General features: G+C 41.1%; 13 protein-coding genes. 7 read left to right on the top strand and 6 right to left on the bottom strand.

What is annotated here, in order from left to right:
- Positions 1–22: 22 nt before the first annotated feature.
- The 5 genes from AAEY87_RS05900 to AAEY87_RS05880 all read left to right on the top strand — a co-directional run bounded on the left by AAEY87_RS05900 (position 23) and on the right by AAEY87_RS05880 (position 4,824).
- Positions 23–415, top strand: coding sequence for a diacylglycerol kinase (locus AAEY87_RS05900; RefSeq protein WP_350656452.1), 393 nt, complete (start codon positions 23–25; stop codon positions 413–415).
- Positions 416–462: 47 nt separating this feature from the next.
- The gene (locus tag AAEY87_RS05895) at positions 463–1,230 is read left to right on the top strand and encodes a PAP2 family lipid A phosphatase (protein WP_350656336.1); all 768 of its coding nucleotides are present in this window, start codon (positions 463–465) and stop codon (positions 1,228–1,230) included.
- Between the two features lie 295 nt (positions 1,231–1,525).
- Entirely contained in the window at positions 1,526–2,185 is a 660-nt protein-coding gene (locus AAEY87_RS05890; protein WP_350656334.1) for a response regulator, read from the top strand.
- A gap of 52 nt (positions 2,186–2,237) precedes the next feature.
- Complete coding sequence (locus tag AAEY87_RS05885) at positions 2,238–3,884, top strand: sensor histidine kinase (protein WP_350656333.1); 1,647 nt, start codon at positions 2,238–2,240, stop codon at positions 3,882–3,884.
- Positions 3,885–4,023: 139 nt separating this feature from the next.
- Positions 4,024–4,824 carry a COG4705 family protein gene (locus AAEY87_RS05880; RefSeq protein ID WP_350656332.1) on the top strand — a complete coding sequence of 267 codons (801 nt, stop codon included), beginning with the start codon at positions 4,024–4,026 and terminating at the stop codon, positions 4,822–4,824.
- Between the two features lie 189 nt (positions 4,825–5,013).
- Here the strand turns inward: AAEY87_RS05880 and AAEY87_RS05875 are convergent, their stop codons facing one another.
- From AAEY87_RS05875 to AAEY87_RS05850, 6 genes are all read right to left on the bottom strand, one after another.
- Positions 5,014–6,045 (bottom strand): DcaP family trimeric outer membrane transporter, encoded by a 1,032-nt coding sequence (locus AAEY87_RS05875; protein WP_350656331.1) that lies wholly within the window; start codon positions 6,043–6,045, stop codon positions 5,014–5,016.
- Positions 6,046–6,171: 126 nt separating this feature from the next.
- Positions 6,172–6,642, bottom strand: a complete 471-nt coding sequence (locus AAEY87_RS05870) for an acyl-CoA thioesterase (RefSeq protein WP_350656330.1) — start codon at positions 6,640–6,642, stop codon at positions 6,172–6,174.
- A 109-nt stretch (positions 6,643–6,751) separates the two neighbouring features.
- Positions 6,752–8,476: a fatty acid--CoA ligase gene (locus AAEY87_RS05865; RefSeq protein WP_350656329.1), complete on the bottom strand. Its 1,725-nt coding sequence runs from the start codon at positions 8,474–8,476 to the stop codon at positions 6,752–6,754.
- 48 nt (positions 8,477–8,524) lie between these two features.
- Positions 8,525–9,727, bottom strand: coding sequence for a 3-oxoadipyl-CoA thiolase (locus AAEY87_RS05860; RefSeq protein WP_350656328.1), 1,203 nt, complete (start codon positions 9,725–9,727; stop codon positions 8,525–8,527).
- An 82-nt stretch (positions 9,728–9,809) separates the two neighbouring features.
- A complete protein-coding gene (locus tag AAEY87_RS05855) occupies positions 9,810–11,408 on the bottom strand; it encodes a 3-hydroxyacyl-CoA dehydrogenase (protein WP_350656451.1) in 1,599 nt (532 codons plus the stop codon).
- A gap of 105 nt (positions 11,409–11,513) precedes the next feature.
- A complete protein-coding gene (locus AAEY87_RS05850) occupies positions 11,514–12,290 on the bottom strand; it encodes an enoyl-CoA hydratase (RefSeq protein ID WP_350656327.1) in 777 nt (258 codons plus the stop codon).
- Between the two features lie 304 nt (positions 12,291–12,594).
- Here AAEY87_RS05850 and AAEY87_RS05845 point away from each other — a divergent pair, with 304 nt between their 5' ends.
- Both AAEY87_RS05845 and AAEY87_RS05840 read left to right on the top strand, forming a co-directional pair.
- Entirely contained in the window at positions 12,595–13,749 is a 1,155-nt protein-coding gene (locus tag AAEY87_RS05845) for an acyl-CoA dehydrogenase family protein (protein WP_068035729.1), read from the top strand.
- Between the two features lie 147 nt (positions 13,750–13,896).
- Positions 13,897–15,162: an MFS transporter gene (locus AAEY87_RS05840; protein WP_068035728.1), complete on the top strand. Its 1,266-nt coding sequence runs from the start codon at positions 13,897–13,899 to the stop codon at positions 15,160–15,162.
- Positions 15,163–15,343: the final 181 nt, after the last annotated feature.

The raw sequence follows: 15,343 nt of genomic DNA, 5'->3' as shown, positions 1-15,343 counted from the left end.
CCAAAAAGCACTTGATACGTTAATGGTAGCGGATAACTTTGCAAATAATGTTAAGGGTAAAAAAGGTCTAGCTCGTATTTTAAAAGCCACGGGGTATTCTATAGACGGTTTTAAAGCGGCTTATAAGTTCGAAGCGGCATTCAGGCAGGTTTTTTGGCTCAATCTAATATTGTTCATGGTCATTATATTTATGCCTTTTGGCATCAGTATCAAAATGATGCTTGTGATCGCTTCCTTCTTATCCCTTATCGTTGAGCTCATTAATACTGGTATTGAAGCGAGTGTCGATCATACTTCGATGGAGCAACATCCATTAGCTAAAATAGCGAAAGATGTCGGTTCTGCTGCACAGTTTTTGGCGTTATTAATGTTATTTGTTTTATGGATAATGGCGTTATTAAGCCTTTTACATTGAACAACACTTAAGCTTTTACAACCTAATAAATTGAGTAGGGTGTCTTGATGACTTTAGAAAATAACTCAGCTAATTGGACGTGGCTTAAGCTTTTGTGCTTAACTGTCATTGCGAGTCTAACTTTTGAGCATAGTCGGTTTGATGTTGGTATTAGTGAGCTTTTTTATACCAATGGGCAATGGTTTCTAGAAAAAGGCGCTCAGCCTTACGCTTTTATCTTTTATGATGGACCTAAAGCACTCTTGATCCTAGTGGCAATGTATTTGATAACCGTGTTAATGATCAAATACAGACAACCTTCGAATACTGCTTCTACCATTAACCGTAGTAAGCTCGATAGATTTATTATTCCTTTATCAGTTCGTGAAATAGGTTACTTACTTATTATTTTGATTGCAGTGCCAAGCTCTATTGCACTATTAAAAGGTGTCACCCATGTTAGTTGCCCCAATCACTTAACATTATTTAATGGTGATCTTCCTTATCTTAATCTCTGGCAAAATATAGTCGCCCAAATGCCAGCCAAATGCTTCCCAGCGGCACATGCTAGCGCAGGTTTTTCCTTATATGGATTAGCATTTTTACCCACTTTGCATAAGTATCGCTATAAAATACTTGCAATAGTTACTGCCTTAGGATGGACAATGGGAATGTACAAGATGCTGTTTGGGGATCATTTCTTTAGTCATACACTAGTATCGATGTTACTCTCACTAACGATAGCTTGTGCGCTTGCCAGCGTATTTTTTAAAAGCGCAGCTATTATCAAAGAACGTAATCTTATTTTAAACAGTACAGTAGACTCAGTTAAATAGCTATTAGCACTAACCTACCTAATGCTTCTGCCCTATAAATTATAGGGTCTTTTTTTGCCAGTGAATTTGAACTTCTAATCAAATGCTTAATCTGCGCTAAGCTTCTCCTATATCTTATTTTGTATGATGGACTCATATCGAAACCGCTGACAACCGTTTTTGCGAAATTGAAATTGCCAAGGGCACACAGAACTATGGTTTAATTATAGATAGCATGACAGGTCAAGTTATCAGTAGTCAGTTAGACGACGATGACTAAAATAGCGGCATTGAACCACATCTATAAGGATATCCCATGCGAGTATTGGTAGTCGAAGATGACTTGATGATTGGCGAGAGTCTGAGTGAAGCCTTACAAGATGAGGCTTATACGGTTGATTGGGTCAAAGACGGTCGTCAAGCCATACTGACATTAAGGGTGCAACCTTATGACATCATCTTATTAGATTTAGGCTTACCAGAGGTTGATGGCATGGGCGTGTTGACTGCTATTCGCGATGCCAAGATTGAAACACCAGTGTTGATACTCACCGCGCGTGATCAATTAAAAGACAGAATTGCAGGATTAGACTCAGGGGCTGATGATTATGTCGTCAAGCCTTTTGAGTTAGGAGAAGTCTTTGCACGCATGAGAGTGCTTATTCGCCGAGCTCAAGGCAAGGCTGACAATCAAGTGACGGTTGGTAATCTCAGTCTAGATACCGCGCACAAACGAGTCATGATAGATGGCAATCCTATCGATTTAACCGCAAAAGAGTATATGCTCATCATTACCTTTATGTTGTCACCTGAAAAAGTCATGTCCAAAAGTGAACTTGAGGATTCGTTATATGGTTGGGGCGGTGAAGTTGAGAGTAACGCCATTGAGTTTTTGATTCATAACTTACGCAAAAAGGTCGGGCAAGATAGAATCAAGAATGTTCGTGGGCTTGGGTGGTACATCAGCAATGCCTAACTTTAAATGAATAACTCAAAACACTCGCTATCACCTATAAAAGTTAACTGCTATGCCTAAATTCCATAACCTCTTTAACTCACTACAGTTCCAACTTATCTTTTGGTCTGTTTTGTCATTATTGCTATTGGCAATAGTCGCTGGTGGTTATGGATTTTGGTACAGCTATAACGAGATAAATGACTTTCAAGATGATAACTTAAAAAATACTGCGGCATTGTTAGAGCAGTCGCTTAATATTAGTGGTTTAAATAATAATGCTGCTTATTCATACAGTGACGAGCATGCCCGCAGCAACATTCACTTTGATACCGATGACGATGATGGTGCTATCACCGTTGATATAGTCATACTCTCTGCCTCACTCGGTAACGGTAACGGGGTAGAAGATTATCAGAACGATCAAAGTGATGACGAGCATGATTACTCAGAACCTATACCGATGGCATTATTAACTAATATTCCAATAGGAATAAGTGATCAAGACATTGATGACCATACTTGGCGAACTTATAGAAGTAATGTCAAGATTGAGTCTTTGAATACTAATGAAAAAGTAGCCCTAATCTTACGCCAACAAACGGATCTACAAGACGATTTAGCCAAAGCCAGTGCCTTACAGTCTTTTTTACCCCTTATTATCGGTATAGCATTATTACTGCTTTTACTCCCTTTTATCATGTGGCGAATGATGAAACCTGTGCGCCAATTACACTATGAGATAAGCGCACGTAATGAGAATGACCTAAGTCCTTTATCGATTGGTAGACTGCCCTCTGAATTGCTGCCACTAGCAGCATCTTTAAATAGACTATTGGCTTTAGTAAAAATTAGTATTGAACGTCAGCAACGCTTTATCGCTGATGCTGCCCATGAACTGCGCTCGCCGCTCACTGCTATCTCATTACAGCTACAACGACTACAGCGTATTAGTAATGACACCGTTATGTCAGAAGGTCTTGATAAACTGGCTATTCGCTTGAAACGCAATCAAAGTTTGGTTGAGCAGTTATTAACGCTCGCTAGAGCTGGCAATATCAATACAGCGCTCGATCCTGAAGAAACACCAACCAGCGTTAACTTCATTATCGAACAAGTCATTGGCTTACTCATTCCCATTGCTGATAATAAAAGCATCGAGCTGACCGTTGACTTGCAACCTAATAGCAAAGTAGATATAGATGAGACTTCGTTATTAATGCTCATCAAAAACCTTATTCAAAACGCCATTATTTATACACCAGATAATGGTCAAGTCATGGTTAAACTCTATCAACTTAAGCAAAACTCAGGCAGTTTGGATAAATCGGCTTTAAATGCTCAGTACAATTTTGGCTCACATGTGATTCACTCTGGAAAATTAAATAATTTATCCAAAACCTTAAGTGGCAGATTGGTGTTGCAGATAATAGATTCAGGCGCAGGTATTCATCCTAGTGATTATGAGAATGTTTTTGAGCCCTTTGTAAGGCTTAATCAAGTACCAAGTACAGCTGATCAATTCAGCGATAATATAAGCGCATCAAGATCAGATAGTGCCAGCAAGAAATCACAAGAAATAGCAGGCACTGGACTAGGCCTCTCTATCGTCAAGTCAATTTGCGAGCAGGCAGGTATAGATGTCTTTATGAACGACTCCACTTCGGCAACTTCAAGTCAGAATAGTAATCGAGGGCTTTGTATGACGCTGGTTTTCTAAATCAATAATTTGAACTTTTCATGGAAGCTTTCCAGATCTAAATAGTTGTATCTTGACACTTTCTTAACACCTCTATTGATAGTTTAGTAATGTCTACAACAGGACACTAAATTTGCTTATCGATAGAGTGAATCCATCCATGAATACAACCTTAAAAGCTCAATACTCATCCAGCGTTTCAAATAATGATCCAGTATTAAATGCTTTATCCAAAGTTCCAGAGGTTACCTTACTTTTTTGGATAATCAAAGTTGCTGCTACGACACTTGGTGAGACCGCAGGCGACGCCTTATCAATGTCACTAAATTTAGGCTACATCGTCAGTACTGGTATATTCGCTGTCCTATTTGGCATAGCGGTTGCCACCCAAATTAAAGCGAAATCGTTTAATAAATGGTTATATTGGACGACGATTATCGCGACAACGACTTTAGGAACAACGATAGCAGATTATGTGACGAGATCATTAGGAATTGGCTACGCTGGTGGCTCAGCGTTACTAGTCGCTCTACTTGTGATGTGTTTAGTTATATGGCAAAAAACGATGGGGAGCATTGCCGTCGACAGTATTAGTAAACCCAAAGCGGAGGTGTTTTACTGGACGACTATTATGTTTTCGCAGACGCTTGGTACCGCATTAGGCGACTGGGTCGCAGATACCAAAGGCATGGGCTACACAACGAGTGCTATCATCTTTGGCTCTTTATTGGTGCTTATTGCTTTGATGCATTTTGGCACTAGAATATCAAAAACGCTTTTATTTTGGAGTGCCTTCGTTTTGACTCGCCCTTTAGGAGCGGTATTAGGTGACTTCTTAGATAAGCCTATTGATCATGGTGGTCTTGCATTGAGTCGCTTTGGCGCTTCCGCAGCACTATTAGGCTTTATCATTGTCTGTTTATTAGTGTTTAAACAGCGGGCTAGTACTAAAGCGCATTGATAAATGTAAGTCTATTTAATTGCAATTTACCAGTACTGAACTATATGAGCCGTAATTCAATAAAAGCCTTTAATTTACTTTCACAACTTACCAACCAAATAGAATCAGTTAAGAGCTATCCTAGATTATTTTACCTATCTAGAATAGCTTCATAAATTATACTGTCAATTCTAAACTTAACTATTCAGCTTAGAAGTTATATTTAGCCATTATTTCAACTTGCTGACCTTTTCTTACTTCTAAAGTGGTCTTATCGCTTCGATCTCTCCACTCAATACCAACATCTAGATCTGGTAAATACTCATAGACAAGGTTGATGCTTTTTACGTTCACAGAGGTATCTACCTCATCATCTACGTTAATCTCACCATAACGCATGTTACTCATCAGTTTCTCTGTAAACTTATGCCTATACCCTACAGTGAAGCCAGTTTGCGACACAAGCTTACCGTCTTCGGCATCACAATCTAAATCGCTAGTCGCACCAAGGACTCTTCCAACACATACTGTGGAATAGGCACCCATACCTTTACCATTGTATACGCTCGCATGTAGCGAAGCATTACCCAGATTTAGTTTACCAGCCAAAGAGACACCGACGCCTATATCCGAATCTTCTCCATTTTTAGCCTCACGAGCAGTAACAGCCAAGTTATAGCTAAGATCAGATATATTATCCTTATAGCTAACAACCATATCAGGCAAGTTAGCTTCCTCATCAACAGGTTCTTGAGCCGTAAAACGAAGCCCTTTATGAACGTAATGCACAGTCAAATCTGGACGAATATAAGCGCCACCACCAGAGATGGTGCCCAAACCCGTGCCCCGAAAGTCAAGCTGATCAGTCAAAAGTGGGTAGACCGCTAAGAACTGACCATTCCATGTCTTACCTACGGTCAAATCATCGACTTGAGCATAAGCATGACGAAGCCGCAAGTCTGAACCGCCATTCGCGGCATTGCCATAAAAATCCCCTTCAATAAAACCCGTTAATTTTTTATCATTTACGTTCTTCGTGGTTTTAAGATTAATCCGAGATTGTCGTCCACTTCCTTTGAACTCAGACTCCCCTTCATCTGGAGAATAAAAGATACCCTCCGCTTTAACATACCCACCGATACTTAAAGTAGTATCTCCATTGGTGACAAGATCTATTGCTTGTGCCTGTACACATGCCCCCAGAACCGCCAAACCAAAAGACAACTTTTTTATATAAAGCATGATCTATACATTCCTTGTGTTAATTTAAAATCCATTTAAATCCCTTTGAATTTCTATTGCTACCGTATTTTTTAATCTTATAAATACCAGCACCATCTCCTTATATAAAGAAACTTGCCTCCTAATTTAGTTAAAACTTTCAAAAGCAGTAATCGCGGCTTTTTTTGACTCATCGATATTTTTCTTTTGTCCACTGGCTTTATCAAGATATACCAGTACTGATTCACCGCTAGCGACGATAGTATTCATAGCCGTACTATAATAGGTATATTCATGAATCACGCTGGCATTACCAATTTTCTTAACTCGAACCCCAATCCATAAGGTATCGGGATAAGTCACTGGTTTGAAATATTGACAGGATGACGCTGCCATGACTGAAAAAGTCTTTTCATTGAATAGATTTAATTGACTGTTATAGTAAATACGAGCGTTTTGGGCATAAGTGTAATAGACCACATTATTGACATGACCAAAAGCATCCATATCGCCCCATTCTACTTGTTGAGAATAGATAACCGCAAAACCATGCATGGGATGGTGTTTGTCTTTATTAAGTGTCTCTTGCATTTCCGGTAATATAGCTAAAGCCTTCATAGTTTTCTCCTCTAGTAATGCCAATTAACACAGGTATTATTAATAAACGTTAAAATCATCAGTAAGCTCAAATAATTGTTTTTTGCAATCATCAATAGAATTTTTTGGATTAAATTAATTTTTCTGCGTACATCATGCGCATCTTTTTCTTATCGAGCTTACCCACACTGGTTTTTGGCATTTCTATTAAGAACTTTATCTCACTTGGCACGCCATACTTTGGTAAATAGCCTTTTTCAACCGCTTGATGACCTAACGCTAAAATAGCGTCCGCTTTGATATCGACATGCTCAGGTTTCAAGACTACCAATGCTAAAGGACGCTCGCCCCATTTTTCATCCGCTACTCCAATGACGGCCACTTCAGCAACGCTCGGATGAAAGGATAAAATATTTTCGACTTCAAGTGAGGATACCCATTCGCCACCTGACTTGATGACGTCTTTGAGTCTATCGGTAATCTTTAGCGTGCCATCAGGGGCAATACAGGCAATGTCTTGGGTATGCATCCAACCACCGCGCCATAACTCCTTGCCAGCATCTAAATTCTTAAAATAGCTTTGGGTCAGCCAAGGCGCTCGCACAACCAGCTCCCCTGTCGACTCACCATCCATTGGTAAAGCTTTGCCGTTTGCATCCCAAATCTCCATCGATACCAGCATAATTGGTGAGCCAGAAAGACAACGATAATTGATCTCTTCTGTCGTTGTCATCGCATTTGTCTGATCACCGAATGCCATTCTGGCGAGTACAGGACATGACTCTGACATCCCAAACCCCGAGATAAACTCTATTCCACTTTCAAGAGCGGCTTCAGCCAGGCCTTCGTTTAATTTGGAACCCCCTACTGATAACTTAAGGCCGTTAAACTTGCGACCTCGGGTGGCCATCTCTTTAATTAACATTTGTAAAATGGTTGGGACACCATGTGACAGCGTGACTTTATGGCGTTCAATTAAATCAACCAATACTTCGGATACATATCGGCCTGGATACACTTGTTTTAGCCCTATCATGGTTGCCCCATACGGCCAACACCATGCATGCACATGGAATAATGGCGTCATCGGCATGTAGACATCATTGTAGCGAGCACCTTGACCTTCGGCACTGAGTGCAGATGCAAGGGTACTCGATAGCGTCTGTAATACGATCTGTCGATGGGTAAAAAAGACGCCTTTTGGGTCTCCCGTCGTGCCACTGGTATAAAATGTGGTGGCGATGGTATTTTCATCGAAATCTGGAAAATCAAACTCATCACTGGCCGCAGCTAGCATGGCTTCATATTCACCTTCGACATAATCTGGCATGCTAACTTGCTTAGCTTTTATATTATCTTCACTATACTCAGCATTATCAAAACCAGTACCTTCGAAACCAGCATCATCAAGCCAGATAATTTTCTCAATAGAAGGGGCTTCATGACGGTAATTTTTCGCCATTGGTTCAAATTCAGAATTTAATAATAAGGCTTTAGGCTTAGCATGATTGATGGTATACAGCACTTTATCTTCAGCCAAGCGTACATTGACGGTTTGCAAAATCATGCCAGACATCGGCACGGCAAAATACGCTTCAAGGTAACGATGACTATCCCAATCCATGACCGCAACTACATCGCCCGCTTGCAACTCCATATTTTTAAGTACGTTTGCCAAGCGATTAACCCGCTTAAAAAATTCAGCATACGTATAAGTGACCTTATCGGCATAACTAATGGTTTGCTGAGTAGAGGCAACTTTTGCACGGTTTAGCAGCTGTTTGATAATCAAAGGAAAACCGTACGCTTCTTCGGCTTGTTGGTAATCTTCATGTTGGTTGAGTATGGTAGTCATTATTGTCGTCCTTGATAATAAAATATTATGGCGAGAGTATTAATAGAGTTAGACTCGTTCAATCACCATGGCAAGCCCTTGCCCGATACCAATGCACAAACTAACTACCGCGTATTTTTCGCCCGTGCGCTGTAGCTCGCGCGCTGTACTCAACGCAAGTCTTGCGCCTGATGCACCCAGCGGATGCCCGACGGCAATCGCCCCGCCATTGGGGTTGACGCGCTTGTCATCAAAATCTATATCCAAACCCTTAAGGCAACCCAGAACTTGCGAGGCAAATGCTTCATTAATCTCAATGATGGACATATCATCAAGAGTCAAATTGGCACGTTTCAATGCCAGTTTAATCGCTTCAACAGGGCCTACGCCCATAATACTGGGCTCAACACCCATGGCACCAGATGAAAGGATTTTGGCAATAGGCTTAAAGCCTAACTTTTCCTCTGCTTGCTTTGAGCCAATAATAAGCGCAGCTGCGCCATCGTTGATACCTGACGCATTACCTGCTGTGACGACACCATCGTTATTTAAAGGTTTCAGTTTTTGTAACGCTTCAACAGTAGAGCTGGCGCGAGGATGCTCATCTTCTGTTATCGCTTTTTCGGGTAACTTCTTACCTTGCGATACCATAATTGGCGTTATTTCCTCATCAAAGAACCCGGCTTGTTTGGCGGTTTGATATTTAGCTTGCGAGGCTGCTGCGAATTTATCCGCCTCTTCACGAGTGATACCGTATTTGCGAGCGACATTATCGCCCGTCTGCGGCATGCTATCGCTACCAAATTCTTTAGTCAAAAGAGGATTGGGAAACCGGCTGCCAATAGTCGTATCAAATACTTTAAATTCACGACTAAAAGGCTGCTCGGTCTTAGCAAAGACAAATGGTGCACGGGTCATTGACTCAACCCCACCTGCTAAAAATATGTCACCCTCGTTACAAGTGATACTACGAGCAGCATCGATGACGGTAGACAGCCCTGAGGCACATAGACGGTTGACGGTTTGTCCGGGCGTTTTGACATCTAGTCCTGCTAGCAATGCAGCATTACGAGCGATGTTGCGTGAGTCCTCACCGGCCTGATTGGTGTTACCGATCAGTACTTCATCAAAGATATCGTTAGGTAATTGGTGCTTTTCGACCAGAGTCTTCATCACTGTGGCGATTAAGTCATCAGGACGCACGGTTGCTAATGCTCCACCATGGCGACCAAAAGGGCTTCTTAATCCATCATAAATATAGGCGTCTAACATAACTGTTCCTTGTTGTGTTTGAGAATTTGCATTATTGAAATATAGAGTTTATTAAATTGATCTAGCTCTTAGCATCAGCAATCTAGCGTTGACAATTACTCTGTTGAGTAAATAATGAGATACCTAACTTGGCACGGCGCTGTAACCATGGGCTTGGACGGTAACGCGGATCGCCCGTTAACCCATAAATACGCTCTAAGATAAGTAAGATACGCTCGGCACCAAGCTCGTCCCCCCATGAGATAGGACCATACGGATAGCCCAATCCAAGCTTGACGGCATTGTCGATATCCTTTGGTGTGGCAATACCTTGCATCGCAATATCACAACCTAAGTTAATCACCATAGCAACGACTCGCTGCGCCACAAAGCCTGTGCTTTCGGTAATTAGCGTGGCATCGACAGCAACATTTGAGTCCTCATCCGAGCTTGTAACAAACTTATTATTTCTACCAAATAGAGCATAAGCTTGCGTGACAAAGTTATCTTGCGTGACGATACTTGGCATCAAAGTACGATGCTTGGATAAATCGGTTAGCATATCGATGGCAACCGCTTGTTTAGGGTTAACCTGATAGCGAATAGCCGCATTGGTGGTATCCTCGCCGTAGATTGCCAGCAATGCTAAGCTGTCAGGGTTTGGCTTATCGTTATCATCGATAGTGATGCTGTTAGCGTTTAGATAATCAACCAGCTGTTGTTTATCTTCTGCTAAATCTGCGCCAATCCAAACCGTTACGTTTGATATATCAGACCCTACTTTGGACACTGATGTCTCAAGCGATGACTGTTGCGACGTATTCGCTGTCAATTTTTGACCGTCTTTATAGTGATAAAATCCTTCACCCACTTTACGACCAAGCTTTTTACCCGTTAGCATTTGACGGGTTAAAGGATGGGGGCGATAGCGAGGCTCAAAGTAATATTGGTTATAAATCGATTCCATAACTGGATGCGACACATCGATGCCAGTGAGATCAAGCAGCTCAAATGGTCCCATCCGAAAGCCAGCCCCTTCCCGTAAAATACGATCGATATCCTCAAAACTAGCGATCCCCTCGCCTAGTATTTTTAAGGCTTCTGTGCCATAAGCTCTGCCACCATGATTGACAATAAACCCTGGGGTATCTTTTGCAACGACCCCTAAATGCCCCATGCGTTTGGCTAAATCCGTAAGCGTCTCAACCACTGAAGATTTAGTAGAGATACTCGGAATCACTTCAACGATTTTCATTAATGGCACGGGATTAAAAAAATGAAATCCTGCCACGCGCTCTGGGTACTCACAATCGGAGGCAATCGCGGTCACCGCTAGCGATGAAGTGTTAGTTGCTAAAATTGTCTCGGCTGTCACGATGCTTTCTAACTGTTTAAAAAGCTGTTGTTTTATTTCTAAATTCTCAATAATGGCTTCAACAACGACATCTACATTGGCAATTTTGGCTATATCTTCAATCACGGTTAGATTCGATAAAGTAGACTGTAGCTGCTCATCGGTAAATTTGCCTTTAGCCGATAGTTTTTCGAGTGTCACTTGAAGGGATTGACGACCCTGCTCAGCAGCTCCTGCTTTGGCATCAAATAACAGCACTTGAATGCCCGCTTGAGCAGCGATTTGGGCAATACCCATGCCCATAATACCGGTGCCAATAATGGCCAATGAGTTAACAGTCATAATAATCCTTTATATGGTCTTGTTAATTTATATGCTTTTGTTGAATAGTCTCGTTTTCAAACTATAGTTGCTTTTTCTCTCTATGCTTTGAAAAGTCTATGCTTTGACAAGCTACTGACCTTTATAATTCGCGTCACGTTTTTCCAAAAAGGCTTTCGCGCCTTCTTTTTGATCTTCGGTATCAAACAAAATCTGAAAGGCTTTACGCTCCAAAGCCAATGCGCCTTGCAATGGCATATCTACCCCGAGATTAGCGACTTCTTTTATTTGGGTTAAAGCAATAGGCGAGTAACCTGCTAGTTGTTCAGCGATTTCAATAGCACGCTTAATAGTCGCCTCATCTTCGACCACTTCAGAGACCAGCCCCATTTGATCAGCTGCATCTGCACTTATCATATCGCCCGTTAATATCAGCTTCATGGCTTTATGTTTACCAATCACACGAAATAGCCGCTGCGTGCCCCCTGCTCCAGGCATTAATCCGATTTTGATTTCTGGTTGTCCAAACTTAGCAGACTTGCCAGCGACGATGATGTCGGCATGCATAGCGAGCTCACAGCCGCCGCCAAGCGCATAGCCATTGACCGCTGCAATAATCGGCTTGCGACAATTGGTGATGGCATCCCAATAACGCTCGCTATTACGTAGATAGATATCAACCGTTTTTGCGGTTAAGAAATCATTGATATCAGCACCAGCCGCGAACACCTTATCGCCACCAGTCAACACAATAGCTTTGGTCTTTGGGTCATCGTTTAATTTAATGAAAATCTCTGCCATTTTTTCGCGTAGTTCAGTGTTTAAAGCATTGCGAACTTTGGGACGATTCAGTCTTATTACACTAACGCCATTTTCTAATGTTTCACAAATAATGATTTGATCTTCCATGATGCTGTCCTTTAAATAATGTCGTTAGATAAGATAGCGCAATCTTTAAAATATATTAATAATTAATACCGCATAGCGATATTTAAGACCAATATATACTGTTTATTTTCCTTTGTGAAGGGTGAAATTCAGTTAAATTTAAAAATAAACGAACTTATTGAACTATGATTTCTTAATAAATACCGCATTGCGGTTATTTAAACCAAAAGTGTTGTAATTTAATAAACTATCAATTATGCTATTTGTTCAAGGCAATTATGAAGCCGCTATCAATCTAAGTATTAATCAAACAAGGAAGAATCACATGATCAGAGATAGGGAAACTCTTAACCAAATCACCGAAACTATCCGCCAATTTGTTAGCAACCAATTAATACCAATGGAACATTGGGTAGCAGAAAACGATCGTCTTCCAGACGATATAATTAATCAAATGCGTGAGTTAGGGCTGTTTGGACTTACTATTCCCGAAGCTTACGGCGGGCTTGGCGTTACTATGGAAGAAGAGGTCACACTGGCATTTGAATTAGGGCGCACATCTCCTGCGTTTCGCTCACTAATCGGGACAAATAATGGTATTGGCTCATCTGGTCTAGTCATTGATGGTACCGAAGAGCAAAAACAAAAATACCTACCAAGGCTCGCCAGTGGTGAAATTATCGGCTCATTTTGTTTGACCGAACCAGAATCAGGTTCAGATGCTGCCTCATTAAGAACCACTGCTATTAAAGATGGCGATACTTATGTTATCAACGGTACTAAACGCTATATTACCAATGCCCCTGAAGCCGGCATATTTACTGTGATGGCACGTACTGATCCACAAAATAAAAGATCGGGTGGTATTTCAGCCTTCATCGTTGAGAGCGATACCCCTGGTATTACTTTGGGTAAAATTGATAAAAAAATGGGCCAAAAAGGCGCGCATACCTGTGATGTTATCTTTGATAATTGCGTAGTGCCTGCTGATGCGTTGATTGGTGGTGTAGAAGGTGTAGGATTTAAAACCGCTATGAAAGTACTAGATAAAGGACGTCTACATATTGCTGCAGCGAGTACAGGCGCAGCAAGTCGAATGTTAGATGATGCCTTACACTATGCCGTTGAGCGTAAGCAGTTTGGTCAACCGATAGCCAATTTTCAACTTATTCAAGCCATGCTCGCTGATTCAAAAGCAGAGATTTATGCGGCTAAATCTATGGTGCTAGATGCCTCACGTCTGCGCGATGAAGGTAAAAATGTCGTTACTGAATCATCATGTGCCAAGATGTTTGCGACCGAAATGTGCGGCCGAGTTGCTGATAGAGCCGTGCAAATTCATGGCGGTGCGGGCTATATTGCGGATTATGGCATTGAACGTTTTTATCGTGATGTGCGCTTATATCGTTTGTATGAAGGCACTACTCAAATCCAGCAAATTATTATCGCCCGCAATATGATCAAAGAAGTTAGCGAGTAGTTGTCGTTTATTCGCTTACTGGTTATTTGATTACTAAAGAATATTTACATTCTCAAAGCGTATTGAGGTATTTGCTAGGACGCAGATACCTAAGTCACGTCACCATGACTATAGTCTTTCATTCTCACAACAATAAGGATATAAATTGTGAAAAGTGCCGCTATAACTTCAGATTCAAGCTTAAGCTCTGTCCAGAAGCAACCTTGGAAATTGGCCTTCTTCTTTTGTTTTTTAGTTCTATTATGTGATGGAGCTGATATTGGTATTCTCGCCTTTACACTCTCAAGTCTAAAGCTAGAGTTTGGGTTGACCAATGTACAAGCTGGTGCTTTAGGCAGTTGGTCATTGTTTGGCATGGCAATCGGTGGATTTTTCGGCGGTTGGGCCTGTGATCGTTTTGGACGAGTACGTGTTATCGTGATTGCGACAGCGCTCTTCTCTGTGCTATCTGGTTTTAGTGGATTTGTGCAGAGCTATGAGCAGTTTATAGCATTACGGTTTACCGCTTGTTTGGGTCTTGGTAGTTTATATATTGCCACTAATACTTTAATGTCTGAAATGGTACCTACCAAACATAGAACGACTGTGCTTGCGATGTTGATGACAGGTTTTACTTTAGGGTCTTTAGTGATCACTAGCGTTTCTGCTTGGATTATTCCTAGTTATGGTTGGCGCACACTATACCTGTTGACGTTTTTACCTATTATTCTATCGATAGCAATGTACTTTCTTATACCTGAACCAAATTCTTGGAAAGAGGCACGTGCACTGAAACTCAGTGGCGCGAAAAACTCGCTGCAAAAACCTGAAAATCCTTATAAAGCAATATTTGAAAATCCAAAACATCGCATCATGTTCATTTTATGGTCAATGAGTTCAGGACTTTTACTGTTTGGTTATTTCGGGGTAAGCAACTGGCTACCTTCTTATCTAGAAACTGAACTGGGTATTAAGTTTAAAGAGATGGCTCTATATATGGCGGGTACCTATTTGACCATGATGTTTGCTAAAGTAGTGGCAGGTCTAGTGGCTGATAGAATTGGTCGTAAAATAGTATTTGCCTTCGGTACGATGGGCACCGCACTGTTTATTCCAATATTGGTCTATATGCATACTCCAGAAAACATCGGTTGGTTAATGATAACCTTTGGTTTCTTATATGGTATCCCTTATGCAATCAATGCCACCTATTTAACCGAAAGCTTCCCTACCGCTATTCGAGGTACTGCTATTGGCGGCGCATTCAATATCGGCCGGCTTGGTTCAGTTATTGCACCTGTCGCCATTGGTTATATGGCCATGCAAAACTCTATCGGTGCAGGTTTATTACTTATGGCAGGCGCGTACTTCTTATGTGGTCTTATTCCAACTTTGTTCATCAAAGAGCAACAGTATGACCCACAAAAGGCGTAATATTATTCAATATATATACCGCATAGCGAAATAGCTTATAATAGCTGTGTTAAGAATTTCACTGCACTTTTAATACTGCATCTTTAAGACAGTCTTATTAAAGGTGCAAACTACTATTAGCATACAACCTTTTTTTTGTTTTTTATAAAACACCCTAAGTAGTGTATTCTTTATAATGTTC

It is taken from the genome of Psychrobacter sp. S1-30-MNA-CIBAN-0213, from assembly GCF_040309845.1.
GTDB lineage: Bacteria > Pseudomonadota > Gammaproteobacteria > Pseudomonadales > Moraxellaceae > Psychrobacter.
This window is presented reverse-complemented; position numbering and strand designations above follow the sequence as displayed.

Bases quoted from the DNA above. Each gene is read 5' to 3' on its own strand.
- AAEY87_RS05900 (WP_350656452.1), top strand. From the start codon at position 23: ATGGTAGCGGATAACTTTGCAAATAATGTTAAGGGTAAAAAAGGTCTA.
- AAEY87_RS05895 (WP_350656336.1), top strand. From the start codon at position 463: ATGACTTTAGAAAATAACTCAGCTAATTGGACGTGGCTTAAGCTTTTG.
- AAEY87_RS05890 (WP_350656334.1), top strand. From the start codon at position 1,526: ATGCGAGTATTGGTAGTCGAAGATGACTTGATGATTGGCGAGAGTCTG.
- AAEY87_RS05885 (WP_350656333.1), top strand. From the start codon at position 2,238: ATGCCTAAATTCCATAACCTCTTTAACTCACTACAGTTCCAACTTATC.
- AAEY87_RS05880 (WP_350656332.1), top strand. From the start codon at position 4,024: ATGAATACAACCTTAAAAGCTCAATACTCATCCAGCGTTTCAAATAAT.
- AAEY87_RS05875 (WP_350656331.1), bottom strand. From the start codon at position 6,045: ATGCTTTATATAAAAAAGTTGTCTTTTGGTTTGGCGGTTCTGGGGGCA.
- AAEY87_RS05870 (WP_350656330.1), bottom strand. From the start codon at position 6,642: ATGAAGGCTTTAGCTATATTACCGGAAATGCAAGAGACACTTAATAAA.
- AAEY87_RS05865 (WP_350656329.1), bottom strand. From the start codon at position 8,476: ATGACTACCATACTCAACCAACATGAAGATTACCAACAAGCCGAAGAA.
- AAEY87_RS05860 (WP_350656328.1), bottom strand. From the start codon at position 9,727: ATGTTAGACGCCTATATTTATGATGGATTAAGAAGCCCTTTTGGTCGC.
- AAEY87_RS05850 (WP_350656327.1), bottom strand. From the start codon at position 12,290: ATGGAAGATCAAATCATTATTTGTGAAACATTAGAAAATGGCGTTAGT.
- AAEY87_RS05845 (WP_068035729.1), top strand. From the start codon at position 12,595: ATGATCAGAGATAGGGAAACTCTTAACCAAATCACCGAAACTATCCGC.